General features: G+C 67.1%; 23 protein-coding genes. 17 read left to right on the top strand and 6 right to left on the bottom strand.

What is annotated here, in order from left to right; all coding sequences use genetic code 11:
• Nucleotides 1-30: 30 nt before the first annotated feature.
• Nucleotides 31-699, top strand: coding sequence for a phosphoribosyltransferase (locus tag DIE23_RS31920; protein ID WP_124615966.1), 669 nt, complete (start codon nt 31-33; stop codon nt 697-699).
• Here the strand turns inward: DIE23_RS31920 and phaZ are convergent.
• Nucleotides 686-1,909 (bottom strand): polyhydroxyalkanoate depolymerase, encoded by a 1,224-nt coding sequence (gene phaZ, locus DIE23_RS31915; protein ID WP_124615900.1) that lies wholly within the window; start codon nt 1,907-1,909, stop codon nt 686-688. The genes DIE23_RS31920 and phaZ overlap by 14 nt on opposite strands.
• A 170-nt stretch (nt 1,910-2,079) precedes the next feature.
• Here phaZ and DIE23_RS31910 point away from each other — a divergent pair, with 170 nt between their 5' ends.
• Nucleotides 2,080-2,709 carry a glutathione S-transferase family protein gene (locus tag DIE23_RS31910; protein ID WP_124615898.1) on the top strand — a complete coding sequence of 210 codons (630 nt, stop codon included), beginning with the start codon at nt 2,080-2,082 and terminating at the stop codon, nt 2,707-2,709.
• 321 nt (nt 2,710-3,030) lie between these two features.
• Nucleotides 3,031-3,228 (top strand): hypothetical protein, encoded by a 198-nt coding sequence (locus tag DIE23_RS31905; protein WP_044844954.1) that lies wholly within the window; start codon nt 3,031-3,033, stop codon nt 3,226-3,228.
• 84 nt (nt 3,229-3,312) lie between these two features.
• Here DIE23_RS31905 and proP read toward each other — a convergent pair whose 3' ends face one another.
• Entirely contained in the window at nt 3,313-4,797 is a 1,485-nt protein-coding gene (proP, locus tag DIE23_RS31900; protein ID WP_124615896.1) for a glycine betaine/L-proline transporter ProP, read from the bottom strand.
• Nucleotides 4,798-5,336: 539 nt separating this feature from the next.
• Between proP and DIE23_RS31890 the strand changes: the two genes are divergently transcribed.
• Entirely contained in the window at nt 5,337-5,669 is a 333-nt protein-coding gene (locus tag DIE23_RS31890; RefSeq protein WP_124615894.1) for a YnfA family protein, read from the top strand.
• Between the two features lie 38 nt (nt 5,670-5,707).
• Here the strand turns inward: DIE23_RS31890 and dnaQ are convergent, their stop codons facing one another.
• The 3 genes from dnaQ to DIE23_RS31875 are packed head-to-tail and all read right to left on the bottom strand — an operon-like array spanning nt 5,708 to nt 7,733.
• Nucleotides 5,708-6,442 carry a DNA polymerase III subunit epsilon gene (gene dnaQ, locus DIE23_RS31885; protein WP_124615892.1) on the bottom strand — a complete coding sequence of 245 codons (735 nt, stop codon included), beginning with the start codon at nt 6,440-6,442 and terminating at the stop codon, nt 5,708-5,710.
• Between the two features lie 38 nt (nt 6,443-6,480).
• The gene (rnhA, locus tag DIE23_RS31880; RefSeq protein WP_124615890.1) at nt 6,481-6,924 is read right to left on the bottom strand and encodes a ribonuclease HI; all 444 of its coding nucleotides are present in this window, start codon (nt 6,922-6,924) and stop codon (nt 6,481-6,483) included.
• On the bottom strand, nt 6,921-7,733 hold the full coding sequence (locus DIE23_RS31875) for a class I SAM-dependent methyltransferase (protein WP_124615888.1): 813 nt from the start codon (nt 7,731-7,733) through the stop codon (nt 6,921-6,923). Before DIE23_RS31875 ends, rnhA begins: the two co-directional genes overlap by 4 nt.
• An 18-nt stretch (nt 7,734-7,751) precedes the next feature.
• On the opposite strand from DIE23_RS31875, the gene gloB reads away from it, so the two are divergent.
• The 8 genes from gloB to DIE23_RS31830 all read left to right on the top strand — a co-directional run bounded on the left by gloB (nt 7,752) and on the right by DIE23_RS31830 (nt 18,245).
• Nucleotides 7,752-8,558, top strand: coding sequence for a hydroxyacylglutathione hydrolase (gloB, locus tag DIE23_RS31870; protein ID WP_124615886.1), 807 nt, complete (start codon nt 7,752-7,754; stop codon nt 8,556-8,558).
• Between the two features lie 151 nt (nt 8,559-8,709).
• Entirely contained in the window at nt 8,710-10,266 is a 1,557-nt protein-coding gene (locus tag DIE23_RS31865) for a transglycosylase SLT domain-containing protein (RefSeq protein WP_124615884.1), read from the top strand.
• A 159-nt stretch (nt 10,267-10,425) separates the two neighbouring features.
• On the top strand, nt 10,426-11,658 hold the full coding sequence (locus tag DIE23_RS31860; protein WP_124615882.1) for a nitrate/nitrite transporter: 1,233 nt from the start codon (nt 10,426-10,428) through the stop codon (nt 11,656-11,658).
• Nucleotides 11,659-12,019: 361 nt separating this feature from the next.
• Nucleotides 12,020-13,165, top strand: a complete 1,146-nt coding sequence (carA, locus tag DIE23_RS31850) for a glutamine-hydrolyzing carbamoyl-phosphate synthase small subunit (RefSeq protein WP_124615879.1) — start codon at nt 12,020-12,022, stop codon at nt 13,163-13,165.
• 37 nt (nt 13,166-13,202) lie between these two features.
• Nucleotides 13,203-13,862: a leucine efflux protein LeuE gene (gene leuE, locus DIE23_RS31845; protein ID WP_124615877.1), complete on the top strand. Its 660-nt coding sequence runs from the start codon at nt 13,203-13,205 to the stop codon at nt 13,860-13,862.
• A gap of 60 nt (nt 13,863-13,922) precedes the next feature.
• On the top strand, nt 13,923-17,177 hold the full coding sequence (carB, locus tag DIE23_RS31840) for a carbamoyl-phosphate synthase large subunit (RefSeq protein WP_124615875.1): 3,255 nt from the start codon (nt 13,923-13,925) through the stop codon (nt 17,175-17,177).
• Nucleotides 17,178-17,295: 118 nt separating this feature from the next.
• Nucleotides 17,296-17,772: a transcription elongation factor GreA gene (gene greA / locus DIE23_RS31835; RefSeq protein ID WP_124615873.1), complete on the top strand. Its 477-nt coding sequence runs from the start codon at nt 17,296-17,298 to the stop codon at nt 17,770-17,772.
• 14 nt (nt 17,773-17,786) lie between these two features.
• Entirely contained in the window at nt 17,787-18,245 is a 459-nt protein-coding gene (locus tag DIE23_RS31830) for a DUF4149 domain-containing protein (RefSeq protein WP_124615964.1), read from the top strand.
• A gap of 58 nt (nt 18,246-18,303) precedes the next feature.
• Here the strand turns inward: DIE23_RS31830 and DIE23_RS31825 are convergent, their stop codons facing one another.
• Nucleotides 18,304-18,831, bottom strand: coding sequence for a YhbY family RNA-binding protein (locus DIE23_RS31825; protein WP_124615871.1), 528 nt, complete (start codon nt 18,829-18,831; stop codon nt 18,304-18,306).
• Nucleotides 18,832-19,025: 194 nt separating this feature from the next.
• Between DIE23_RS31825 and DIE23_RS31820 the strand changes: the two genes are divergently transcribed.
• From DIE23_RS31820 to DIE23_RS31795, 5 genes are all read left to right on the top strand, one after another.
• Nucleotides 19,026-19,688, top strand: coding sequence for an RlmE family RNA methyltransferase (locus tag DIE23_RS31820; protein WP_124487584.1), 663 nt, complete (start codon nt 19,026-19,028; stop codon nt 19,686-19,688).
• Nucleotides 19,689-19,854: 166 nt separating this feature from the next.
• Nucleotides 19,855-21,750 (top strand): ATP-dependent zinc metalloprotease FtsH, encoded by a 1,896-nt coding sequence (ftsH, locus tag DIE23_RS31815; RefSeq protein WP_124615869.1) that lies wholly within the window; start codon nt 19,855-19,857, stop codon nt 21,748-21,750.
• A 28-nt stretch (nt 21,751-21,778) separates the two neighbouring features.
• Nucleotides 21,779-22,720 (top strand): dihydropteroate synthase, encoded by a 942-nt coding sequence (folP, locus tag DIE23_RS31810; protein WP_124615867.1) that lies wholly within the window; start codon nt 21,779-21,781, stop codon nt 22,718-22,720.
• Between the two features lie 36 nt (nt 22,721-22,756).
• Complete coding sequence (gene glmM, locus DIE23_RS31805; protein ID WP_124615865.1) at nt 22,757-24,112, top strand: phosphoglucosamine mutase; 1,356 nt, start codon at nt 22,757-22,759, stop codon at nt 24,110-24,112.
• Between the two features lie 482 nt (nt 24,113-24,594).
• A partial coding sequence (locus DIE23_RS31795) for a substrate-binding domain-containing protein (protein ID WP_185646575.1) occupies nt 24,595-24,872 on the top strand: 278 nt, incomplete at its 3' end.

The following is a 24,872-nucleotide window of genomic DNA, read 5'->3' as shown; positions in this document are numbered from 1 at the left end:
CGCATCCGGCGCAACGGCAGGGAGCCGATCGTGACCGAGTGTTTTGCCGATCGCGCCGACGCAGGCCGCCAGCTTGCGCACGCGCTGCACGACTATGCGGGGCGTCGCGACGTCGTCGTGCTCGCGCTGCCGCGCGGCGGCGTGCCGGTCGCATTCCAGATCGCGCAGGCGCTGCGCGCGCCGCTCGACGTGCTGGTCGTGCGCAAGCTCAGCATGCCGTCCGATCCCGAATTTGCGATCGGCGCGATCGCGACCGGCGGGGCGATGCACCTGCAGCACTCGGCGATCCGCGCGATGGGCGTGTCCGATGCCCAACTGGCCGACGTGATCGTGCGCGAGACCGCCGAACTGCATCGCCGCGACATGCTGTATCGCGGCGCACGGCCGCCGCTGCCGGTCGACGGCCGCATCACGATCGTCGTCGACGACGGCGTGGCGACCGGCGCGTCGATGCGTGTCGCGCTGCAGGCGCTGCGCGAGCGCCATCCCGCGCGCATCGTGGCCGCCGCTCCCGTCGCGCCGGCCGATGCCCGGCATGCGTTCGACGACCTGGCCGACGCGTTCGTGACGGTGTTGCAGCCGCTGTCGTTCTTCGGGATCAGCCAGTTCTACGCGCGTTTCGACCAGACCACGGACGACGAGGTGCGTGCGCTGCTCGATGCGGCCCGCGCGCCGGACGACGACATCACGTCCGCCTGATCCGGCGCCGGCGCGATCCCGGGCGATCGGCTTCGGCCTGCGCGAATACGCGCTGCAGCGCCGGATGGACGTCGCCGCGCCAGCGCGCGCCCGTGAACAGCCCGTAGTGGTCGCAATCGTCGATATCGAGACGCTGACGCTCGCCGGCCGCGAGGCCGCGGCACATGTCGAGTGCCGCGTGCGTCTGGCCGGCGCCGGTGACGGCGTCGCAAGCGCCTTCGACCGTCATCAGCGCGACGCCGCGCAGCGCGGCCGGCTCGACGCGCTGGCCGCCGACGTCCCACGTGCCGTTCGCGAGGCACATTCGCTGGAACACGACATCGACGGTATCCAGGAAGTATTCGGCCGGCATGTCGAGCAGCGCCGTGTATTCGCGCAGCGCGCGCCGCGCGTCCGTCAGCGCCGTCAGGTCGAACTGCGACGCGGCGCGCGCGTAGTCCTCGATCAGCGTCAGGAAGCGTTGCGGATACAGCAGCGCGATCTCGCCTTGCTGAAGATAGGTCGGGAACACGTGGCGGCCCCGGCCGGGGAAGCAGGGCGGCACGATGTCGATCAGGTGGCGGCGGCACCACACGAGCGAACGGGACGCGGCGGTGGTGCCGAGCGTGCTCGGGTTGACGCGCGCGTCGAGCGGCCCGCCGATCAGCGTGACGCTTGCGGGCGGCGCAAGGCCGCGCGCGGCGCGCAGCGCGAGGGCGCCGAGCGCGGGAACGGTCGCCTGGCACACGGCGACGACGTGCAGCGGCCGGTCGTCTTGCGTGAGCGCGTCGACGAAGCCGTCGAGCGTCGCCACGTACTCGTCGAGGCCGAAGCGGCCTGCCGCGAGCGGGACGTCGCGCGCATTGACCCAGTCGGTCACGCACACGTCGCCGTCGGCGAGCAGCGCCTCGACGGTCTCCCGCATCATCACCGCCGCATGCCCCGCGAGCGGTGCGCACAACAGCACCAGGCGCCGCGCATCGCCGCGCGCAAAGCGCCGCAGCTGGCAGAACGGCGTGCGCGCGACGATCCGCTCGTCGACGGCCGGGCGCCGGATCTCGAAGCGCGGCGGCCCGGCGGCCGGCCCGAACAGCGGCTCGAACAGGTCGTCGTAGCACGACGACGCGGCGTTCGGCAGCGTCGCGACGGGCCACACGTCGAACGCGTGACGCGTCGCCGCGCGCCAGGCGCGCATCCATTCCCGCTGCTGCTCGACGACGGCATACCACATGGCAAACCTTGGGGCGGAGGGGGCGTGAATCTGCATTATGGTCACTCTGGCCGCGCAGCGGGTGTCCGATACGTGACCGGGGGACGCGCATCAAGCACGCGCGGCGCTAGGCGGCGACGGACGGCGCTGCTACAGTCGTCGGTCCCATTCCCTCAAGCGGAGCGTTTGCGATGAAGCTGATCGGCATGCTGGATTCCCCGTTCGTGCGCCGTGTCGCCATTTCGGCGAAGCTGCTCGACCTGCCGTTCGAACACGAGTCGATCTCGGTGTTCCGTCAGTTCGACCGGTTCCGGACCTTCAACCCGGTCGTGAAGGCGCCGACGCTCGTGACCGACGGCGGTGCGACGCTGATCGATTCGTCGCTGATCGTCGACTACCTCGACCATCTCGTCACGCCGGAGCGGCGCCTGCTTCCCGACGCCGCCGATGCGCGGTTGCGCGCGCTCGTGCCGGTCGGTTTCGCGCTGGCGGCGGCCGAGAAGACGGTGCAGGTCGTGTACGAGCAGGCGCTGCGGCCGGCCGACAAGCAGCACGCGCCGTGGCTCGAGCGCGTGCTGAGCCAGCTCGAGGCGGCGTATGGCGAACTCGAACCGCTCGTCGCGGCCGCGAACGGCTGGCTCGGCGGCGCGCGCCTGCTGCAGTCCGACGTGAGCGTCGCCGTCGCATGGCGCTTCACGCAGTTCATGACCGCCGATTACCCGGCGCTCGCACGAATCGATCCGGCCCGTTATCCGGCGCTCGCCGCGCACTCGGCGCGCGCGGAAGCGCTGCCGGCGTTTGTCGAGACGCCGCTCGACTGAAGCCGGCGCCGGCTGCTTCGGCAGGCCGGGTCGACCCGTCAGACCTCGCGGGGGCCGGTGCCAGCATCCCGCGCGCATCGGTCCGGCCGGCGGTAGTCGGACGCCCGGCCGGCCGTTTTCGTCGGCGCGGCTTCCGAGACCCCCTCGTGTCGATCCGTTCGCGTTCCCGCGCCGCTGCTTGCCACCCGCTCGGGCCCGCCCGGCAAGGCGCGGCCGATTGTTCACCGCTGCCAACAAGTGACTTCGCATTCGTGCTGTTTATCCGGATGCGGCCGATCCCTAGAATCCACTCCATCGAATATGCATTGCCTGATGGAGCCGATGATGAGAGCGCTGATCGAATCGAGCCTGTACCACCCGTCCGTCGTGTTGCCGCTTGCCGCGCTGACGCAGCTGATGGTCGAGCGCGATTTCAATCTCGGCCAGGTCGGCCTGATTGTCGCCGCGCGCGGCGCGCAAGCTGCCGTGTCGCGTTCGCGTGCGCTGATCTTCTGCCGCCACTGCGAAGCGCACGCATAAAAAAACCCGGCCGGCGGCAAGCCGGTCGGGCGGTTCGGATTCGATCGGGCCCCGGCTTTTGCCGGGGTTTTTCATGGGCGACGCTCAGGCACGCGCGGTCGACACGACGTTGTAGATCTGCGAGTCGTCGTCCTCGCGCAACTGGCGCACCAGCTGGTGTGCCTCGCGGCGCGACGCGACGGCCGGCGGCGAACCCTTGAGCGGCTGGCGCGCGGTTTCGGCGAGTGCGACGACCGACACGATGCCGATCACGGCGGCGCCCATCATGTAGTACGCGGGCATCATCAGGTTGTGGGTCGCGTCGACGAGCCACGCGGTGACGAGCGGCGTCGTGCCGCCGAACAGCGACACCGACACGTTGAAGCCGATCGCGAGCGCGCCGTAGCGGATCTCGGTCGGGAACAGCGCCGGCAGCGCCGACGGCATCACGCCGGTGAAGCACGACAGCAGCACGCCGAGGATCAAGAGGCCGCTGAACACCGACGCTGTAGTGCCCGCATGGATCAGCATCATCGACGGGATCGACAGCACCAGCAGGCCGACGCAGCCGGCCAGCATCACGGGCTTGCGGCCGATCCTGTCCGACAGGCGGCCTGCGGCCAGCGTCAGCGGCATCATCAGCACCATCACGATCAGCACCAGCACGAGGCTGTGCGACTCGTCGAAGTGCAGCGTCGACGACATGAAGCTCGGCAGGTACGACAGCACCATGTAGTCGGTCACGTTGAAGATCAGCACGAGGCCGACGCAGAGCAGCAGCGCGCGCCAGTTGCGCATCAGCGTTTCGCGGAAGCGCGCCTTCGGCACGGCCTTGTCCTGCGCTTCGCGTTCTTCGGCCTGGCGCTTGAACGCCGGCGTTTCCTCGAGCTTCATCCGAATGTACAGGCCGATCAGGCCGAGCGGGCCGGCGATCAGGAACGGCACACGCCAGCCCCACGACAGCAGCGATTCCTGCGACAGCGACGCGGTGAGCAGCGCGACGACGCCGGCGCCCATCACATAGCCGATCAGCGTGCCGAACTCGAGGAAGCTGCCCATGAAGCCGCGGCGCTTGTCGGTCGAGAACTCGGCGATGAAGGTGGCGGCGCCGCCGTATTCGCCGCCGGTCGAGAAGCCCTGCACGAGGCGGGCGACGAGCAGCAGAATGGGCGCCATGATGCCGATCGACGCGTAGTCGGGGATCAGGCCGATCGCGAAGGTGCCGACGGCCATCATGATCATCGTGGCGGCGAGCACTCGCTGGCGGCCGATGCGGTCGCCGAGCGGGCCGAACACCATGCCGCCGAGCGGGCGCACGAGGAACGCGGCGGCGAAGGTGCCGAAGGTCGCGAGCAGCTGGGCGGACGGGCTGCTGGACGGGAAGAACACCTTGCCGAGCGTGACGGCGATGTAGCTGTAGACGCCGAAGTCGAACCATTCCATCGCATTGCCGATGGCCATCGCGCTGACGGCGCGCTTGAGCAGGCTCTGGTCGACGACGGTAATGTCCTCCGCGGCGAGAGGGGCCTCGCCGGACGACGTGGAGGAAGAAGCAGCGGTCGGGCTGACGTGTGTTGCGGTCAAGGTCATGCACTCCTTTGACTGCGCCGGAACGGGCGAGCCGTCCGACACGGTTTGCCGGCGAGCGCGATGTCGCGTGCTACGCGTCGGGGCAGGCCATTAAGCGCTTACTGCACAGAAGGCGGCAAGGGGCCGTAAGGGACTGCTTCGACGCGGGCCCGATGGGCCGTCGCGACGGTGCGCTCATGAAGAATGGGCCGCGTGATGCGAGCGGCAGATGCCGGTGCGGACGGGGTCCGGCGTTCCGGCAAGCGCCCCGGAGGGGCAACGAAACGAGAAAAGCGGGCCTGTCGGGCGGGCTTTCCTGTGGATGCAATTTCGGTCGAAGCACCGGTCCGCAATGCGCGGATGGACGTCTTCCGAAATCGAATAGACAGAGATTGAATGTTGAAACAGGCGACATGATAGCACGATGACAGACGATCGTGCAAATTGCCCGGAATCCCTCGTCTGGCGGCGGTTCCGGCGGGGCCGGCTCCGGTATGATCGGCGGCGCGCGGCGGGGTCGCGCGGCCCGCCGGGCGGGGGCCGAATCTGCGAGGAACCGGATGACCGAATTGATCAGGATTGCGGCGCTGTTCGCCGTCACTGCGCTGGCCGAGATCGTCGGCTGCTACCTGCCGTGGCTCGTGCTGAAGGGCGGGCGGCCCGGGTGGCTGCTGGTGCCGGCCGCGCTGTCGCTCGCATTGTTCGCGTGGCTGCTGACGCTGCACCCGAGCGCGGCGGGGCGCACGTATGCGGCGTACGGCGGCGTGTATATCGCGGTGGCGCTGATCTGGCTGCGGGTGGTCGACGGCATCGCGCTGACCCGCTGGGATGTGATGGGCGCGGCGCTCGCGCTCGGCGGGATGGCCGTCATCGCGCTGCAGCCGCGCGTGTAAGCGAGCGCGGCTGCAGGCGTGGCGTGTGAAATGCCGCGTCAGGCGGCTTCGGCGGTGTCCGCGTCGGCGGACTTGCGCCACACGCAGGTGCCCTTGACCGACTTGTCGAGTTCGTCGAGCTGGGTCTGGTGCGCGGCGAGCTCGTCGTCGCTCGCCGCGAGCACCGGCAGGTCGAGCGACGCGAGCGACACGCGCTGGCCGTTCGCCGCGCCGCCGTCGGCGCCTGCGTCGTCGAGCATGTCGATCACGAGGCTGTCCTGGCCGCGCGTCATCGCGAGATAGACCTCGGCGAGCAGCTCCGAGTCGAGCAGTGCGCCGTGCAGCGTGCGGTGCGCGTTACTGATGCCGAACCGGTCGCACAGCGCGTCGAGCGAGTTGCGCTTGCCGGGGAACATCTGCTTGGCCTGCACGAGCGTGTCGATCACGCCGCCGCAATGCTCGGTGAACGGCGGCAGGTCGAGCCTTGCGAACTCGGCGTCGAGGAACCCGAGGTCGAACGGCGCGTTGTGGATGATCAGCTCGGCGTCCTTCACGAAGTCGCGGATCTGGTCGACGACTTCCGCGAACTTCGGCTTGTCGCTCAGGAATTCGGTCGTGAGGCCGTGCACGGCCAGTGCGCCCGGATCGCTGTCGCGCTCGGGGTTCACGTAGATGTGCAGGTTGTTGCCGGTGAGCCGCCGGTTCAGCAGCTCGACGCAGCCGATTTCGATCAGGCGGTCGCCCGTGCGGGGGTTCAGGCCGGTGGTTTCGGTATCGAGAATGATCTGGCGCATGTCGGATAAATCGGGAAAGACAGGAGGGCGGCCGGCGTTCAGGCCGGAAGCGATTCGACGCCGCGATTCGCGAGCGCGTCCGCGCGTTCGTTTTCGGGATGGCCCGCGTGGCCCTTCACCCAGCGCCACTCGACCTCGTGCTGCGCGACGAGCGCGTCGAGCCGCTTCCACAGGTCGGCGTTCTTCACCGGGGTTTTCGATGCGGTGATCCAGCCTTTCTTCTTCCAGCCGTGGATCCACTCGCTGATGCCTTTCTGCACGTATTGCGAGTCGGTATGGACGATCACGCGGCACGGCCGCTTCAGCGCCTCGAGCGCGGCGATCACGCCCATCAGTTCCATGCGGTTGTTGGTCGTGTTGGGCTCGCCGCCGAACAGCTCCTTTTCGCGGTCGCCGTAGCGCAGCAGTGCGCCCCAGCCGCCGGGGCCGGGGTTGCCCTTGCAGGCGCCGTCGGTATAGATGTCGATGGTGTCGGTGGTCATGAGTGTTCTTGATGGGTGGTCGGGGTGGCCGCCGGCGTCAGGCCCGGCGCGAGCACGGGCTTCTTCATCTTGATCGGGCCGACGAGGCGCATGCCGCGCACGCGCTTGACGGCCGTGACCATGTAGACGGCGCCGAAGATCGGCCACCAGCGGTCGCCGGCGGCCTCCATGAAGCCGTAGCGGGCAAGCCATTTGTCGGTGACGAGCGGCGGCCGGTAGCAGCCGAAGCGGCCGCGCTCGAGATCGAAGCCGAGCAGCTTGATCCAGTCCTTGAGCCGGATGAACGCGATCTGGTCGCGCGCGGCCGGCACGAACGGGCGGTTCGCCATGCGCCCGAACGACTGCCGCATCCCCCACAGGCTCAGCGAATTGAAGCCGGTGATCACGAGCTGGCCTTCCGGCATCAGCACGCGTTCGGCCTCGCGCAGCAGGCGGTGAGGGTCGGACGTGAATTCGAGCGTGTGCGGCATCACGATCAGGTCGACGCTCTGCGACTCGAACGGCAGGTCGAGCAGGTCGCACCATGTCGTGCTGCGATCGGCCGGCGCATGTTCGGGCGCGCGCGCCTCGCGCGCCCACGGATACTGGTAGGGCGCGCTCGCGCCGCTCGCCGGATCGAGCACGAGGCCGCGATACGGCATGCGGTTCTCGCGCAGCGCGTCGAGCTGCGGCAGGCCGAGCTGCAGCGCGTGAAACCCGAATACGTCGGACACGATCCGGTCGAGCTGTGCCTGCTCCCAGCCCAGCACGTAGCGGCCGGGCGGCGAGTCGGTCCAGGCGGGCCAGTCTATAATTTGTGGATCGGACATAACGATGATTGCGCGCCCATGAACGAGCTGGAATACGTGCCGGTGCCGGCATTCGAAGACAACTATATCTGGCTCGTCTCGGACGGCCGCGATGCGATCGCCGTCGACCCGGGTGAAGCCGCGCCGGTACGCCGTGTTCTTGCCGAACGCGGCTGGCGGTTGACCGCTATTTTACTCACGCACCATCACGCCGACCACGTCGGCGGTGTCGCGGCGCTGCGAGATGGCCAACCGGACGATGTGCCGCTCGTTGTTTACGGCCCGGCGGCCGAGGCGATCGGCGTGGTCACGCGGCCGCTCGCGGGCGGCGATCGCGTGACGCTCGACGCACCGGCGCTCACGTTCGACGTGCTCGACGTGCCGGGTCATACGCGCGGCCACATCGCCTATTTCCAGGCAGCCGGGCGGGGCACCGCCACCCCTCACGTATTCTGCGGCGACACGTTGTTCTCGTGCGGCTGCGGTCGCCTGTTCGAAGGCACGCCCGCGCAGATGCTCGCGTCGCTCGACGCGCTCGCGGCGCTGCCCGGCGACACCCGCGTGCATTGCGCACATGAATACACGCTGTCGAACATCCGCTTCGCGCTCGCGTGCGAACCGGGCAATGCGGCGCTCGCCGCCTGGCGCGACGACGCGCAGGCGCTGCGCGCACGCGGCGTGCCGACGCTGCCCACCACGATCGCGCACGAACGCGCCGTCAACCCGTTCATGCGGGCGGACAGCTCGGCCATCCATGCGACGCTCGAGGCGGAGCTGCACGAAACGGTGCCGGATCGTCTGGCGGCATTCGCGCTGATGCGCGAATGGAAAAACCGGTTCCGATGACGATTTCCGGAGGACTCCAAACCTCAGGTGGCATCTGTAAAAATTGCTCCAAATGTAGGATTTCACTGAGTTTTCGGTGTTTTTATTGACGTGAAGCACGCACTTCCGTAGTATCGCCAGCAATTTCCAGCCGTCGGAAGCCGAGATTTTCATGCGACTTATATTGAGTGCGATGGTGGTCCTGCTGCTCGCCGCTTGTGCGAGCCAGGCGCCTGTCGCCAACAACGCCGCCGATTCGCAGGCGACGTCCAACTACCTCCGTAAATCAGCCACCGCCAAAGAAACTGTCGACGTCGACAAGCAATCCGTCGGCGACCTGACCAGTGCAGACTCCGATCTCTGGGGGCGCATCCGTCGCGGCTTCCAGATGCCCGACCTGCAGAGCGACCTCGTCGACATGCAGACGACCTGGTACACACAACGTCCCGATTACGTGCAGCGCATGACCGAGCGCTCGCAGAAGTACCTGTATCACATCGTCGAGGAACTCGAGGCGCGCCACATGCCCACCGAGCTCGCGCTGCTGCCGTTCATCGAATCCGCGTACAACCCGCAGGCGCTGTCGGTCGCGAAGGCGGCCGGCATGTGGCAGTTCATGCCGGGCACGGGCCGCACGTACAACCTGAAGCGCAACATGTGGCAGGACGAGCGCCGCGACGTGCTCGCGTCGACGAGCGCCGCGCTCGACTACCTGTCGCGCCTGCATGACATGTTCGGCGACTGGTATCTGGCGCTGGCCGCGTACAACTGGGGCGAGGGCAACGTGCAGCGCGCGATTGCGCGCAACCAGGCGGCCGGCCTGCCGACCGACTACCAGAGCCTGCGGATGCCGAACGAGACGCGCAACTATGTGCCGAAGCTGCAGGCGGTGAAGAACATCATCGCGAATCCGCAGCAGTTCGGCCTGGCGCTGCCGGACATCCCGAACCACCCGTACTTCGTGACGGTCACGACGTCGCGCGACATCGACGTGGCGGTGGCCGCGAAGCTCGCGAACCTTTCGCTCGACGAGTTCCGCTCGCTGAACCCGTCGTTCTCGAAGCCGGTGATCCTCGGCGCGACCGAGCCGCAGATCCTGCTGCCGTTCGACAACGCGGCGGCGTTCGAGAAGAACCTGAAGGCCTACAACGGCCAGTTGTCGACGTGGACCACCTATACGGTCAGCGAGCGCGCGCGCCCGGCCGCGATCGCCGAGAAGATCGGCGTGGACGCCGATACGCTGATGTCGGTCAACAAGATTCCGGCCGGCATGCGCCTGAAGCCGGGCTCGACGATCGTCGTGCCGCGCGGCGATGACGACGACGAGGACATCAGCGCGGACGTCGCGGAAAACGGCGTGCTCGCGATGGAGCCCGACGTCCCCGACACGCGCAAGATGCTGATCCGCGTGCGCCGCAAGCAGTCGATGGCGGCGATCGCCGGCCGCTACGGCGTGTCGGTCGCGCAGCTGAAGGCATGGAACCGCACGCATCGCGATCTCGCGATGCCGGGCCAGGCGCTCGTGCTGCACGTGCCGGTCGGCCGCGCGGTGCCGGCCGAGCCGGGTCCGGAACGGATCGCGACGTCGACCGCCGGCGCGCATATCGAGCGCGCGAGCCTGTCCGTCGGTGGCAAGTCGCGCGGCGCGAAGCACGGTGCCGCGAAGCCGGCGGCCCGCGCGACGAAGGCGGCGCCGAAGGCCGCTGCGCACAAGGGCAAGAAGAAGTAACGCGGTCGCGATCGCAGCGCGGCGGTCCGGCCGGGCCGCGCGATTGCGTTATCATCCGACGAAACGCGTAGCAACGCCGTCACCGAGGTGACGGCGTTTTCGTTTGTGCGCGGCAGCGGGGCTGCGGCTTCGCGGGGCCCGGGATCACAAGGAGAAGCGATGTCGTCGGTGCAGGTGAGGGTGCTCGCGCTGTTCGCGGTCGGGTATTTCGTGTCGTATGTGTTCCGCGGCGTCAATCTCGGCTTCGCGCCGTTCGTCACGCACGAGCTCGGGCTGTCGGCCGCCGATCTCGGGCTGCTCACCAGCCTCTATTTCCTCGGCTTCGCCGGCGCGCAGATTCCGGCCGGCGTGTTGCTCGACCACTTCGGCCCGCGCCGCGTGACGGCCGGGATGCTGGTGTTCGCGGCGGCCGGCGCCGCCGTGTTCGGCATCGCGCATGACCTCGGCACGATGATGGTCGGCCGGCTCCTGATCGGCGTCGGGGTATCGGTGTGTCTCGGTGCGGCATTCAAGGCGCTCGCCCAGCATTTTCCGGTCGGCCGGCTGCCGCTCGTCAACGGCCTCGTGATGGCCGTCGGCGGCCTGGGTGGCGTCGCGGTCGGCTCGCCGCTCACCTGGCTGCTCGGCGTGACGAGCTGGCGCGTGATCTGTGGCGGCCTCGCGGGTCTGACGATCGTCGTCGCGGCCGCGATCGGCTTCGGTGCACCGGAGGCCGAGCGGCCGCGCCACCAGGGCGGGCTCGTCAGTCAGTTCAAGGGCACGTGGCACATCCTGGGCAGCCGCGCGTTCTGGAAGATCTCGTCGTTCTCGATCGTCACGCAGGGCGTGTTCTACGCGATGCAGTCGCTATGGGTCGGCCCCTACTTGCGCGACGTCGCGGGGTTCGATGCGCAGCACGCCGCGCGGCTCGTGTCGGTGCTCGGCTTCGCGATGATGGCCGGCTGCGTCGGCTTCGGCGCGGCGGCGCGCGTGCTCGAGCGGCGCGGCGTGTCCGTCCAGGCATTTTGCGGCGTCGGCATGGCGCTGTTCGTCGCCACGCAGGCCGCGATCGTCGCGCGCGTGCCGCTGCCGCCGGCCGTGTTGTGGGCGGCCTACGGGATGTTCGGCGGCGTCGGGATCCTGACCTATGCGGTACTGGCCGGTCACTTCCCGGCGCATCTGATCGGCCGCGCGAATACGACGCTGACGCTCGTGATCTTCGTGCTGATCTTTGCGTTCCAGATCGGCATCGGTGCCGTGCTGTCGCACTGGCCGGCCGTCGGCGGCCACTACCCGGTCGACGCGCACGTGACCGCGTGGAGTGTGCTGCTCGCGCTGCAGCTCGCGAGCGCGGTCTGGTCCGTGTGGCCCGCGCGCGGCGCTGGCAAGCACGTTGATCCGGCGGTACGCTGACGGGTAGGGCGGCCGCGGAAACGGGGCCGCAGCAAGGAATGCCGCGTGCGATGCCGCGGCATCACGCGCGCCGCATGCGCGATCGGACGGTCATATCGATTGAAGATAAGGCCATTTTCGGGCTATAATTTGAAAGTTTGTGCTGATCAACCTCGCACCCTAGCGCCTACCTCACTCATCCCGTTCATCCGCCGCACGCCGCCTGTCGGGCGATGCCGCGAAGCCTCGTGCGCCACGCGCCGGGTTCGCGTCTCGACAACGCAGGTCGCGTCCAGCTAGCGACTCCGCGCGCCTACGCAGCGCGGCGCTCGCGCGGCAGGGTAAACAGGTCGGCAGCAGGGTGTTCCCCAAGGAGCCTCCCGTGTTGCCGTCTTTTTCTCCCGCCTTGCTTGCACTCGCCGACGGCACGGTCTTTCGTGGTTATTCGATCGGGGCCGAAGGCCACACGATCGGTGAAGTCGTGTTCAACACCGCGATTACCGGCTATCAGGAAATCCTGACAGATCCGAGCTACGCGCGTCAGATCGTCACGCTCACCTACCCGCATATCGGCAACGTCGGCGTCAACGCCGAAGACGTCGAAGCCACGAAAGTCCATGCCGCCGGCCTGATCATCCGTGATCTGCCGACGCTCGCATCGAACTTCCGCATGGACCGCACGCTCGGCGATTACCTGCGCGACGAAGGCGTCGTCGCGATCGCCGGCATCGATACCCGCAAGCTGACCCGTATCCTGCGCGACAAGGGTGCGCAGAGCGGCTGCATCCTGGCCGGTTCGGACGACGAGGCGAAGGCGATCGAACTCGCGCGCTCGTTCCCGGGCCTCGCGGGCATGGATCTCGCGAAGGTCGTGTCGACCACGAAGCCGTTCGAGTGGAAGCAGACCGAATGGCGCCTCGGCAGCGGCTACGGCATGCAGGAAGCGCCGAAGTACCGCGTCGTCGCGTATGACTTCGGCGTCAAGTACAACATCCTGCGCATGCTCGCGGAGCGCGGCTGCCACGTGACGGTGCTGCCGGCCGAGGCGAGCGCGGCCGACGCGCTCGCGCTGAATCCGGACGGCATCTTCCTGTCGAACGGCCCCGGCGACCCGGAGCCGTGCGACTACGCGATCGCGGCGGCCAAGGAATTCATCGAGCGCGGCGTGCCGACCTTCGGCATTTGCCTCGGCCACCAGATCATGGGCCTCGCGGTCGGTGCGAAGACGCTGAAGATGAAGACGGGCCACCACGGCGCGAACCACCCGGTGAAGGATCTCGGCGACGGCCGCGTGGTGATCACGTCGCAGAACCACGGCTTCGCGGTCGACGCGGATTCGCTGCCGGCCAACGCGCGTGTGACGCACGTGTCGCTGTTCGACGGCACGCTGCAGGGCTTCGAGCTGACCGACAAGCCGGCGTTCTGCTTCCAGGGCCACCCGGAAGCGTCGCCCGGCCCGCACGACATCGGTTATCTGTTCGACCGTTTCACCGCACTGATGGACGCGGCGAAGCAGCGCAACGCCTGACGCAACTGACGCAACCGAAGAACGGGAGATTCGCATCATGTTCGGCCACGCACTCGGCATCACGGATATCTGGACTTACGTGTTCGGCGTGATCTTCATCATCCTGCTGCCGGGGCCGAACTCGATGTACGTGCTGTCGCTCGCGGCGCAGCGCGGCGTGAAGGCCGGCTATCGCGCGGCGTGCGGCGTGTTCCTCGGCGACACGGTGCTGATGGTGCTGTCCGCCGCGGGCGTCGCGTCGCTGCTGAAGGCGAACCCGCTGCTGTTCTCCGTCGTCAAGTACGGCGGTGCCGCGTACCTGCTGTACATCGGCACCGGGATGCTGCGCAGCGCGTGGCGGAAGCTGCGTGCGCGCGCCGATGCGCCGGCCGAAGCGCCGCGTGCGGTCGACGGCGAGCAGCCGTTCCGCAAGGCGCTGATCGTGAGCCTCCTGAATCCGAAGGCGATCCTGTTCTTCATCTCGTTCTTCATCCAGTTCGTCGACCCGGCATTCCCGCATCCCGCACTGTCGTTCGTCGTGCTCGGGGCGATCGCGCAATGCGCGAGCTTCCTGTACCTGAGCACGCTGATCTTCGCGGGCGCACGACTCGCCGAGCATTTCCGCCGCCGCCGCAAGCTCGCGGCGGGCGCGGCGAGCAGCGTGGGCGGCCTGTTCATCGGTTTCTCGGTGAAGCTCGCGCTCGCTACCATGAGCTGAGCGCGGCCTGCCGACCGACGACAACGCCACGACAAAGATTACTTACTGAATTCACAAGCCATGCCAAAACGCACAGACATCAAAAGCATCCTCATCATCGGCGCCGGCCCGATCATCATCGGCCAGGCTTGCGAGTTCGACTATTCGGGCGCGCAGGCTTGCAAGGCGCTGCGTGAAGAGGGCTACAAGGTCGTCCTCGTGAACAGCAACCCGGCGACGATCATGACCGACCCGAACACGGCCGACGTCACGTACATCGAGCCGATCACGTGGGAAGTCGTCGCGCGCATCATCGAGAAGGAGCGTCCGGACGCGATCCTGCCGACGATGGGCGGCCAGACCGCGCTGAACTGCGCGCTCGATCTGCACCACCACGGCGTGCTCGAGAAGTTCGGCGTCGAGCTGATCGGCGCGTCGCCGGAAGCGATCGACAAGGCGGAAGACCGCCAGAAGTTCAAGGACGCGATGACCAAGATCGGTCTCGGTTCCGCGAAATCGGGTGTCGCGCACTCGATGGAAGAAGCGACCCAGGTGCACGCCGAGATCATGGCGCTCACCGGCGGCAGCGGCTACCCGGTCGTGATCCGTCCGTCGTTCACGCTCGGCGGCTCGGGCGGCGGCATCGCGTACAACCGCGAAGAGTTCGAAGAGATCTGCAGGCGCGGCCTCGACCTGTCGCCGACGCGCGAGCTGCTGATCGAAGAGTCGCTGCTCGGCTGGAAGGAATACGAGATGGAAGTGGTGCGCGACCGCGCCGACAACTGCATCATCGTGTGCTCGATCGAAAACCTCGACCCGATGGGCGTGCATACCGGCGACTCGATCACGGTCGCGCCGGCGCAGACGCTCACCGACAAGGAATACCAGATCCTGCGTAACGCATCGCTCGCGGTGCTGCGCGAGATCGGCGTCGACACGGGTGGCTCGAACGTGCAGTTCTCGATCAACCCGAAGGACGGCCGCATGGTCGTCATCGAGATGAACCCGCGCGTGTCGCGTTCGTCGGCGCTCGCATCGAAGGCGACCGGCTTCCCGATCGCGAAGGTCGCGGCGAAGCTGGCGGTCGGCTACACGCTCGACGAGCTCAAGAACGAAATCACCGGCGGCCAGACGCCGGCATCGTTCGAGCCGACGATCGACTACGTCGTCACGAAGATCCCGCGTTTCGCGTTCGAGAAGTTCCGTGAAGCCGACTCGCGCCTGACCACGCAGATGAAGTCGGTCGGCGAAGTGATGGCGATCGGCCGCACGTTCCAGGAGTCGTTCCAGAAGGCGCTGCGCGGCCTCGAAGTCGGCGTCGACGGTCTCGACGAGAAGTCGACCGACCGCGACGAGATCGCGATCGAGATCCACGAGCCGGGCCCGGACCGCATCTGGTACGTCGGCGATGCGTTCCGCATCGGCATGACGGCCGAGGAAATCTTCGCGGAAACCGCGATCGACCCGTGGTTCCTCGAGCAGATCGAGCAGATCATCCTGAAGGAGAAGGCGCTGTCGGGCCGCACGCTCGCGTCGCTGACGTTCGACGAGCTGCGCTACCTGAAGCAGAGCGGTTTCTCCGACCGTCGCCTCGCGAAGCTGCTCGGCGCGACGCCGGAAGACGTCCGCCGCCGCCGCATCGAACTGAACGTGCGCCCGGTCTACAAGCGTGTCGACACCTGCGCGGCCGAGTTCGCGACCAAGACGGCCTACATGTACTCGACCTACGAGGAAGAGTGCGAGGCGCAGCCGACCACCAACAAGAAGATCATGGTGCTGGGCGGCGGCCCGAACCGGATCGGCCAGGGCATCGAGTTCGACTACTGCTGCGTGCACGCGGCCCTCGCGATGCGCGAGGACGGCTACGAAACGATCATGGTCAACTGCAACCCGGAAACGGTGTCGACCGACTATGACACGTCCGACCGCCTGTACTTCGAGCCGCTGACGCTGGAAGACGTGCTCGAGATCGTCGACAAGGAAAAGCCGGTCGGCGTGATCGTCCAGTACGGCGGCCAGACGCCGCTGAAGCTCGCGCTCGATCTCGAGGCGCACGGCGTGCCGATCGTCGGCACGTCGCCGGACATGATCGATGCAGCCGAAGACCGCGAACGCTTCCAGAAGCTGCTGCAGGACCTCGGCCTGCGCCAGCCGCCGAACCGCACCGCGCGCGCCGAAGACGAAGCGCTCGCGCTGGCGGCCGAAATCGGCTATCCGCTCGTCGTGCGCCCGTCGTACGTGCTGGGCGGCCGCGCGATGGAAATCGTCCACGAGCCGCGCGACCTCGAGCGCTACATGCGCGAGGCCGTGAAGGTGTCGAACGATTCGCCGGTGCTGCTCGACCGCTTCCTGAACGACGCGATCGAATGCGACGTCGACTGCATCTGCGACGGTGAGTCGGTGTTCATCGGCGGCGTGATGGAGCACATCGAGCAGGCGGGCGTCCACTCGGGCGACTCGGCATGCTCGCTGCCGCCGTACTCGCTGTCGAAGGAAACCGTTGCCGAGCTGAAGCGCCAGACGGGCGCGATGGCGAAGGCGCTGAACGTGGTCGGCCTGATGAACGTGCAGTTCGCGATCCAGCAGGTGCCGCAGGCGGACGGTTCGAAGCAGGACATCATCTACGTGCTCGAAGTGAACCCGCGCGCATCGCGCACGGTGCCGTACGTGTCGAAGGCGACCAGCCTGCCGCTCGCGAAGATCGCGGCGCGCGCGATGGTCGGCCAGAAGCTTGCGCAGCAGGGCGTGACGAAGGAAGTCGAGCCGCCGTACTTCAGCGTGAAGGAAGCGGTGTTCCCGTTCGTCAAGTTCCCGACCGTCGATCCGGTCCTCGGGCCGGAAATGCGTTCGACCGGCGAAGTGATGGGCGTCGGCCAGACGTTCGGCGAAGCGCTGTTCAAGTCGCAGCTCGCGGCCGGTTCGCGCCTGCCGGAGTCGGGCACGGTGCTGCTGACCGTGATGGATGCGGATAAACCGAAGGCGGTCGAAGTCGCGCGCATGCTGCACGACCTCGGCTACCCGATCGTCGCGACCAAGGGCACGGCAGCCGCGATCGAAGCGGCCGGCGTGCCGGTGAAGGTCGTGAACAAGGTGAAGGACGGCCGTCCGCACATCGTCGACATGATCAAGAACGGCGAGATCGCACTCGTGTTCACGACGGTCGACGAGACGCGTCAGGCGATCGCCGACTCGCGTTCGATCCGCATGAGCGCGCAGGCGCACAAGGTCACGTACTACACGACGATGTCGGGCGCGCGCGCGGCCGTCGAAGGCTTGCGCTACCTGAAGGATCTGGAAGTCTATGATTTACAAGGTCTTCACGCTCGCCTAAACTAAGCGGTCAGTTACCTGTCGAAGCATCACGTGCCGCGATTAAGCGGTGTTTCCGGTTCGCCGGAAATGCGCTTAATCGCGGTGATTTTTTTTATAGCCGTTTTTAGCGATTGAGCCGTTTATGAGCACCATTCCGTTGACAAAGCGTGGCGCGGAACTCCTGCGCGATGAATTGCAGCGCCTCAAGTCCGTCGAGCGGCCGGCCGTGATCAACGCGATCGCGGAGGCCCGCGCACAGGGCGATCTGTCCGAAAACGCCGAATACGATGCCGCGAAGGAAAAGCAGGGCTTCATCGAGGGTCGCATCGCGGAACTCGAATCGAAGCTGTCAGCCGCGCAGATCATCGATCCCACGGTGCTCGACGCCGAAGGCCGCGTGGTCTTCGCATCGACGGTCGAACTCGAGGATCTCGAGTCCGGTGACACCGTCAAGTACCAGATCGTCGGCGACGACGAAGCCGATATCGATCATGGCCTGATCTCGGTCAGCTCGCCGATCGCACGCGCGCTGATCGGCAAGTCCGAAGGCGACGTCGCGGCCGTGCAGGCGCCGAGCGGCGTGCGCGAGTACGAAATCATTTCGGTCAGCTACATCTGAAGCGGGGCGACGTGATGCCGCATCGCGTGTTCCGTCTGCTGTCGGCCGTGTGGGTCGGCAGCCTGCTGACGATCGGGTATGCGGTCGCGCCCGTGCTGTTCAAGACGCTGGAGCGGATGACGGCCGGCTCGGTCGCCGCCCAGCTGTTTCGCATCGAGGCGATCCTCGGTGTCGTATGCGGCGTGTTGCTGCTCGCGCTGTCGAACCAGCAGGTACGGCGCGGCAGCGGCGATTACCGTCGCGTGCGCTGGATTGTCGCGGCGATGGTCGCGTGCGTGCTGGTGGGGTATTTTGCGCTGCAGCCGTTCATGAACGCGCTGCGGGTGGCCGCGATGGAGGTGGGCACAGATATCGCGAACTCGCCGTATGCGAGCCGCTTCGGGATGCTGCACGGCGTCTCGAGCCTGTTCTATCTCGTCGAGAGCGTGCTGGGGCTGATGCTGATCTGGCGTCTGCCGGCGCAAGACGCCTGAACGGCCTGGGCGCCGAACGGGCAGGGCGGCACGGGATGCCCCGTGCCGCGCGGCAGGATTACTTGCCCTGGTGCGGCCGCTTCGTGCTGGCCTGACGCTTTTTCGCACGCTTCACCGTGCCGCCCGCCGTCACGCGCTCGTTGCCGCGCACGACGACCTTGGTCGGTTTCGGGCGACGCACGGGGCTCGCGTTCGGCGATACCTTGATCACCTTGACGGTGCGCGGTGCACGGCCTTTCTTGTCGTCGACGGATTCGGCCGCGCTCGGCAGCTCACCGGCACGACGGCCGCGGGACGGGGCCGCCACGGCAGCCTCGGGCTTCCAGATCACCAGCAGCTTGCCGATGTGCTGGATCGGCGCCGCGCTCAGGCGGTCGCAGATCTCGTCGTAAATGGCGACGCGTTCGTCGCGCTCGTCACCGAACACACGGATCTTGATCAGTTGGTGCGCGGCGAGGTGCACCTTGATTTCCTTCAGCACGGCGTCGGTGAGCCCTTCGGCGCCGATCAGCACGACGGGCTTGAGCGCATGGGCCTGGGAGCGCAGCGCGGAGCGCTCGGCGGGGGAAAGCGAAAGGGCGGGCATGGAAATGTCGAAATCAAAATAGGGGCGCGCTGCGTCAGAAGCGAATCGCGGGAAGTTACCGCATCAGCCGCGCGCCGAAACCACGTAAAATCGCGGCTTGGGCCCCGGAAGGGGCCGCAGCCGCGCGAAGAAGACGCGTATTATCCGCCAAAAGCACGGCTTCACGAAGCAAATAGCAGCAATCTCTCTCTCGAATGGCAAAAAACCGCTTTAACCAGCACTGGCTGCACGACCACATCAACGACCCGTACGTCAAAATGGCGCAGCGGGAGGGCTATCGCGCGCGTGCCGCGTACAAACTGAAGGAAATCGACGAGCAGGACAAGCTGATCCGTCCGGGCCAGGTGATCGTCGACCTCGGCGCGACGCCGGGCAGCTGGAGCCAGTATGCCCGCAACAAGCTCGCGCAGGGCAAGAAGCGTGACGCGGAGCGCGAAGGCGGCATCGACGGCACGATCGTGGCGCTCGACATCCTGCCGATGGAGCCGATCGCCGACGTCCACTTCCTGCAGGGCGACTTCCGCGAGGACGACGTCCTCCACCGGCTCGAGGAAGTGCTCGAAGGTCGCGCGGTGGACCTTGTTATTTCCGACATGGCCCCCAACCTCTCCGGCGTGGCCTCGGCGGACGCGGCGCGCATCGAGCATCTGTGCGATCTGGCGCTCGAATTCGCGCAGAACCATCTGAAGCCGGACGGTGCGCTGCTCGTGAAATGTTTTCACGGCAGCGGCTACAGCCAGATCGTCGAAAAGTTCAAACAGCAGTTTAAGACCGTCGCGCCGCGCAAGCCGAAGGCGTCCCGCGACAAATCGTCCGAAACGTTCATTTTGGGTCGGCATCTGAAGCATCCGCGTTGACGCGGAGCGGGGTGCCGCAAACGGGCTCCGGCCCTTGCCAGACAAGCGAAGCGCTATCGCGGCGGTTGTCAATGCTTATGGCGGGGGTGGTCGGACTGGATTAGAATGATCGAGGGGCGCCGCAAGGAAAATGTAGGCGCTCGTCTACGAGTGAAGGAGTGGTGCTTTGAACAACAATATGTTTTCGAAGGCAGCAGTGTGGCTGGTGATTGCACTGGTGCTGTTTACGGTGTTCAAGCAGTTCGACAAGCCCCGCGTCCAGGAAGGCGTGTCCTATTCGCAGTTCATGGACGACGCCAAGAGCGGCAAGGTCAAGAACGTCATCGTTCAGGGGCGCAACCTCACCGTCACTCCGGCTGATGGCCAGAAATACCAGATCGTGTCGCCCGGCGACATCTGGATGGTCGGCGATCTGATGAAGTACGGCGTGCAGGTCAGCGGCAAGGCCGACGACGAGCCGAACGCGCTGATGTCCGCGCTGTACTACCTCGGGCCGACGATCCTGATCATCGTGTTCTGGTTCTACATGATGAGGCAGATGCAGGGGGGCGGCAAAGGCGGTGCATTCTCGTTCGGGAAATCGCGCGCGCGGCTGATCGACGAGAACAACAACGCGGTGAACTTCTCCGACGTCGCGGGCTGTGACGAAGCGAAGGAAGAAGTGTCCGAGCTCGTCGACTTCCTGCGCGATCCGCAGAAATTCCAGAAGCTGGGCGGTCGCATTCCGCGCGGCGTGCTGCTCGTCGGCCCTCCGGGTACCGGCAAGACGCTGCTCGCCCGCGCGATCGCCGGTGAAGCGAAGGTGCCGTTCTTCAGCATCTCGGGTTCCGACTTCGTTGAAATGTTCGTCGGCGTTGGCGCGGCCCGTGTGCGCGATATGTTCGAACAGGCGAAGAAGCACGCGCCGTGCATCGTGTTCATCGACGAAATCGACGCGGTCGGCCGCCATCGCGGCGCCGGCATGGGCGGCGGCAACGACGAGCGCGAGCAGACGCTGAACCAGATGCTGGTCGAGATGGACGGCTTCGAAGCGAATTCGGGCGTGATCGTGATCGCCGCGACCAACCGTTCCGACGTGCTCGACAAGGCGCTGCTGCGTCCGGGCCGTTTCGACCGCCAGGTCTATGTCGGCCTGCCGGACATCCGCGGCCGCGAGCAGATCATGCGCGTGCACCTGCGCAAGGTGCCGATCGCGAACGACGTCGACGCAGCGGTCATCGCACGCGGCACGCCGGGCTTCTCGGGCGCCGATCTCGCGAACCTCGTGAACGAAGCGGCGCTGTTCGCCGCCCGCCGCGGCAAGCGCATCGTCGAGATGCAGGATTTCGAGGACGCGAAGGACAAGATCTTCATGGGTCCGGAGCGCAAGTCGGCGGTGATTCGCGAGGAAGCGAAGCGTGCGACGGCTTACCACGAGTCGGGCCACGCGGTGATCGCGAAGCTGTTGCCGAAGGCCGACCCGGTGCACAAGGTCACGATCATCCCGCGCGGTCGCGCGCTGGGTGTCACGTGGCAGCTGCCGGAGCATGACAACGAGACGTACTCGAAGGATTACCTGCTCGACCGCCTGGCGATCCTGTTCGGCGGCCGCGTGGCCGAGGAACTGTTCCTGAACCTGATCAGCACCGGCGCGTCGGACGACTTCAACAAGGCGACGCAGACGGCGCGCGCGATGGTGGCCCGTTTCGGCATGACCGATGCGCTCGGACCGATGGTCTACGTCGACGACGAGAGCGACAACGGCCCGTTCGGCCGCGGCTTCACGCGCACGATCTCGGAAGCGACGCAGCAGAAGGTCGACGGCGAAATCCGCCGCGTGCTCGACGAACAGTACGGCCTTGCGCGCCGCCTCCTCGAAGAGAACCGCGACAAGGTCGAGGCAATGACGGCCGCGCTGATGGAGTGGGAGACGATCGACGCCGATCAGATCAACGACATCATGGAAGGGCGTCCGCCGCGCTCGCCGAAGAGCTCGCCGGCTGTCGGCGGCGATTCGTCGGGCGGTGGCACCGCCGCCGAAGTGAAGCCTGGCAACGCGCCGGCGCCTGCTTCGCCGGCCTGACCTCCGCTGTAGCACCGTTCACGGGCTGGTGTGGCTTCACACCGGCCCGTTTTGCATTCATCAACACCTCCCGCCCGTGCCCGATTCCGCAGTTTCAGCATCCATTCCCGCGCCGCTCCAGTGCGGCCGTTTCTTGCTGACGTTCGAACGCCCGCTCGTGATGGGCATTCTCAACGCCACCCCCGATTCGTTCTCCGACGGCGGCCGCTTCCTCGCGCGCGACGATGCGCTGCGCCAGGCCGAGCGGATGATCGCCGAAGGCGTCGACCTGATCGACATCGGCGGCGAGTCGACGCGTCCCGGCGCGCCGCCCGTGCTGCTCGACGAGGAACTCGCGCGCGTGATCCCGCTCGTCGAAGCGCTGCGGCCGCTGAACGTGCCGCTGTCGGTCGACACCTACAAGCCGGCCGTGATGCGCGCGGCGCTCGCTGCCGGCGCGGACCTGATCAACGACATCTGGGGGTTCCGCCAGCCGGGCGCGATCGACGCGGTGCGCGACGGCAACAGCGGGCTGTGCGTGATGCACATGCTCGGCGAGCCGCAGACGATGCAGGTCGGCGAGCCCGACTACGGCGACGTCGTGACCGACGTGCGCGACTTTCTCGCCGCGCGCGCACAGGCGCTGCGCGATGCGGGCGTCGCGCCGGAACGGATCTGCGTCGATCCGGGCTTCGGCTTCGGCAAGGCGGTGGTCGACGACAACTACGCGCTGCTGGCCGCGTTGCCGGACACGGCGCCCGCGCGGCCCGACGGGCGCGCGTATCCGATTCTCGCGGGCATGTCGCGCAAGTCGATGCTCGGCGCGGTGATCGGCGGCAAGCCGCCGACGGAACGCGTCGCGGCGAGTGTGGCGGCCGCGGTGTGCGCGGTCGGGCGCGGCGCCGCGATCGTGCGCGTGCACGACGTCGCGGCGACGGTCGATGCGCTGAAGGTCTGGAACGCCGTGCGCGAAGCCGCGCGGCAACGATAAGTCAGAAGTCAGAAAGACGAAGGAGGAAGGTTCGCCATGGGACGTCGATATTTCGGCACGGACGGCATTCGCGGCACGGTGGGCGAGGCGCCCATCACGCCTGATTTCGTGTTGCGTCTCGGCTATGCAGCCGGCAAGGTACTGGCCGGCACGGCCGACGTCGCGGCGGGTGCGCGTCCGACGGTGCTGATCGGCAAGGATACGCGCGTGTCGGGCTACATGCTCGAGGCCGCGCTCGAGGCCGGTTTCTCGGCGGCCGGCGTTGACGTGATGCTGGCCGGCCCGATGCCGACGCCGGGCGTCGCGTACCTGACGCGCGCGCTGCGCCTGTCGGCCGGCGTCGTGATCAGCGCATCGCACAACCCGTATCAGGACAACGGGATCAAGTTCTTCTCCGCGGACGGCAACAAGCTGCCCGACGATACCGAAGCCGCGATCGAGGCGTGGCTCGACAAGCCGCTCGAATGCGCATCGTCGGACCGGCTCGGCAAGGCGCGCCGCCTCGACGACGCGGCCGGCCGCTACATCGAGTTCTGCAAGAGCACGTTCCCGGCCGCCTACGATCTGCGCGGGCTGAAGCTCGTGATCGACTGCGCGCACGGCGCCGCGTACCAGATCGCGCCGCACGTGTTCCACGAGCTCGGCGCGGACGTGATCCCGATTGGCGTCGCGCCGAACGGCTTCAACATCAACGATGGTGTCGGCGCGACGGCGCCCGATGCACTGGTGCGTGCGGTGCGGGCGAACCATGCGGATCTCGGTATCGCGCTCGACGGCGATGCGGACCGCCTGCAGGTCGTCGATTCGACGGGCCGGCTGTACAACGGCGACGAGCTGCTCTATGTGCTCGTGAAGGACCGGATCGCGACCGCCGGCAAGGTCGACGGCGCGGTCGGCACACTGATGACGAACCTCGCGGTCGAGGTCGCGTTGCAGCGCGAGGGCGTGGCGTTCGTGCGTGCGGCAGTCGGCGACCGCTACGTGCTCGAACAGTTGCGCGAGCGCGGCTGGCAGCTCGGCGCGGAAGGCTCGGGCCACATCCTGTCGCTCGACCGCCATTCGACCGGCGACGGCATCGTATCGGCGCTGCTCGTGCTGGCCGCGCTCAAGCGCAGCGGCCGCACGCTTGCGCAGATGCTGGACGGCGTCACGTTGTTCCCGCAGAAGCTGATCAACGTGCGGATGAAGCCGGGCGCGGACTGGAAGGGCAACGCATCGATTCGCGCGGCGATCGACGCGGCCGAAGGCGCGCTGGCCGGCCATGGTCGCGTGCTGATCCGTGCATCGGGCACCGAGCCCGTGCTGCGCGTGATGGTCGAGGCGCAGCATGCAGCCGACGCGACCCGTCACGCGGAAGCGATCGCCGACGCGGTGCGCGCGGCGACGAGCTGAGCCGGAACGGTGACGGCGCGCGACGGTCCGGCCGTGCGCGCGCCGCCTCTCCGGTGATCGAATTGCGGCGCCTGCGGGCGCCGCAATTCGTCAGACGCAAAGGTTTGCGCTATTAAATAGAGGGCGACTTCGACGCGGATTTCGTCCGATCAAGGAAATCCTCCGACCCTGAATCGTGGCGGCCGCGGCAGGGGCTTCCCGGCCCGTATGCGCCGCGATACGATTCGCTCGCGCCCCTCGCGCCCCTCGCGCCCCTCGCGCCCCTCGCGTCGGAGGGTGCTCGAGCCGTCCTTTCCCGACCGGCAATTCTTGCCGTCGACCCCGCCGCGCCATGCCTGCGCGGCTGCCCGAACCGGGCCCGATACACCCTTTCAACCAGTCATGTTACTGTCACGCCAGTTTCATCGATTGTCACATTATCGTCATGAGGAGCCCCTAACCTTCGCGGTGCCGTAGTCATCCGCTCACACACTGGAGGTCTCATGAAATTGATGCAAACCGCGATTGCCGGCCTGGCTGGCGCGCTTTTCGCAGTCGCCGCGCAAGCTGCCGACATCACGGGCGCAGGCAGCACGTTCGCGATGCCGATCTATACGAAATGGGCTGCCGACTACCAGCAGTCCGGCGGCGCGAAGGTTAACTACCAAGGTATCGGTTCGTCGGGCGGCCTGAAGCAGATCAATGCGAAGACGGTCGATTTTGCCGGTTCGGACGCTCCGCTGAAGGATGACGAACTCGCGAAGGAAGGCCTGTTCCAGTT

This window comes from Burkholderia sp. Bp9143, assembly GCF_003853645.1.
GTDB lineage: Bacteria > Pseudomonadota > Gammaproteobacteria > Burkholderiales > Burkholderiaceae > Burkholderia.
Note: the sequence above shows the minus strand (reverse complement) of the source record. Positions and strands in the feature narration are given on the sequence as shown.

Bases quoted from the DNA above. Each gene is read 5' to 3' on its own strand.
- gloB (WP_124615886.1), top strand. From the start codon at position 7,752: ATGAACGAGCTGGAATACGTGCCGGTGCCGGCATTCGAAGACAACTAT.
- rnhA (WP_124615890.1), bottom strand. From the start codon at position 6,924: ATGACCACCGACACCATCGACATCTATACCGACGGCGCCTGCAAGGGC.
- DIE23_RS31875 (WP_124615888.1), bottom strand. From the start codon at position 7,733: ATGTCCGATCCACAAATTATAGACTGGCCCGCCTGGACCGACTCGCCG.
- DIE23_RS31910 (WP_124615898.1), top strand. From the start codon at position 2,080: ATGAAGCTGATCGGCATGCTGGATTCCCCGTTCGTGCGCCGTGTCGCC.
- DIE23_RS31865 (WP_124615884.1), top strand. From the start codon at position 8,710: ATGCGACTTATATTGAGTGCGATGGTGGTCCTGCTGCTCGCCGCTTGT.
- DIE23_RS31860 (WP_124615882.1), top strand. From the start codon at position 10,426: ATGTCGTCGGTGCAGGTGAGGGTGCTCGCGCTGTTCGCGGTCGGGTAT.
- phaZ (WP_124615900.1), bottom strand. From the start codon at position 1,909: ATGTGGTATGCCGTCGTCGAGCAGCAGCGGGAATGGATGCGCGCCTGG.
- proP (WP_124615896.1), bottom strand. From the start codon at position 4,797: ATGACCTTGACCGCAACACACGTCAGCCCGACCGCTGCTTCTTCCTCC.
- DIE23_RS31825 (WP_124615871.1), bottom strand. From the start codon at position 18,831: ATGCCCGCCCTTTCGCTTTCCCCCGCCGAGCGCTCCGCGCTGCGCTCC.
- carB (WP_124615875.1), top strand. From the start codon at position 13,923: ATGCCAAAACGCACAGACATCAAAAGCATCCTCATCATCGGCGCCGGC.
- greA (WP_124615873.1), top strand. From the start codon at position 17,296: ATGAGCACCATTCCGTTGACAAAGCGTGGCGCGGAACTCCTGCGCGAT.
- dnaQ (WP_124615892.1), bottom strand. From the start codon at position 6,442: ATGCGCCAGATCATTCTCGATACCGAAACCACCGGCCTGAACCCCCGC.
- DIE23_RS31830 (WP_124615964.1), top strand. From the start codon at position 17,787: ATGCCGCATCGCGTGTTCCGTCTGCTGTCGGCCGTGTGGGTCGGCAGC.
- DIE23_RS31890 (WP_124615894.1), top strand. From the start codon at position 5,337: ATGACCGAATTGATCAGGATTGCGGCGCTGTTCGCCGTCACTGCGCTG.
- glmM (WP_124615865.1), top strand. From the start codon at position 22,757: ATGGGACGTCGATATTTCGGCACGGACGGCATTCGCGGCACGGTGGGC.
- DIE23_RS31905 (WP_044844954.1), top strand. From the start codon at position 3,031: ATGATGAGAGCGCTGATCGAATCGAGCCTGTACCACCCGTCCGTCGTG.
- DIE23_RS31820 (WP_124487584.1), top strand. From the start codon at position 19,026: ATGGCAAAAAACCGCTTTAACCAGCACTGGCTGCACGACCACATCAAC.
- leuE (WP_124615877.1), top strand. From the start codon at position 13,203: ATGTTCGGCCACGCACTCGGCATCACGGATATCTGGACTTACGTGTTC.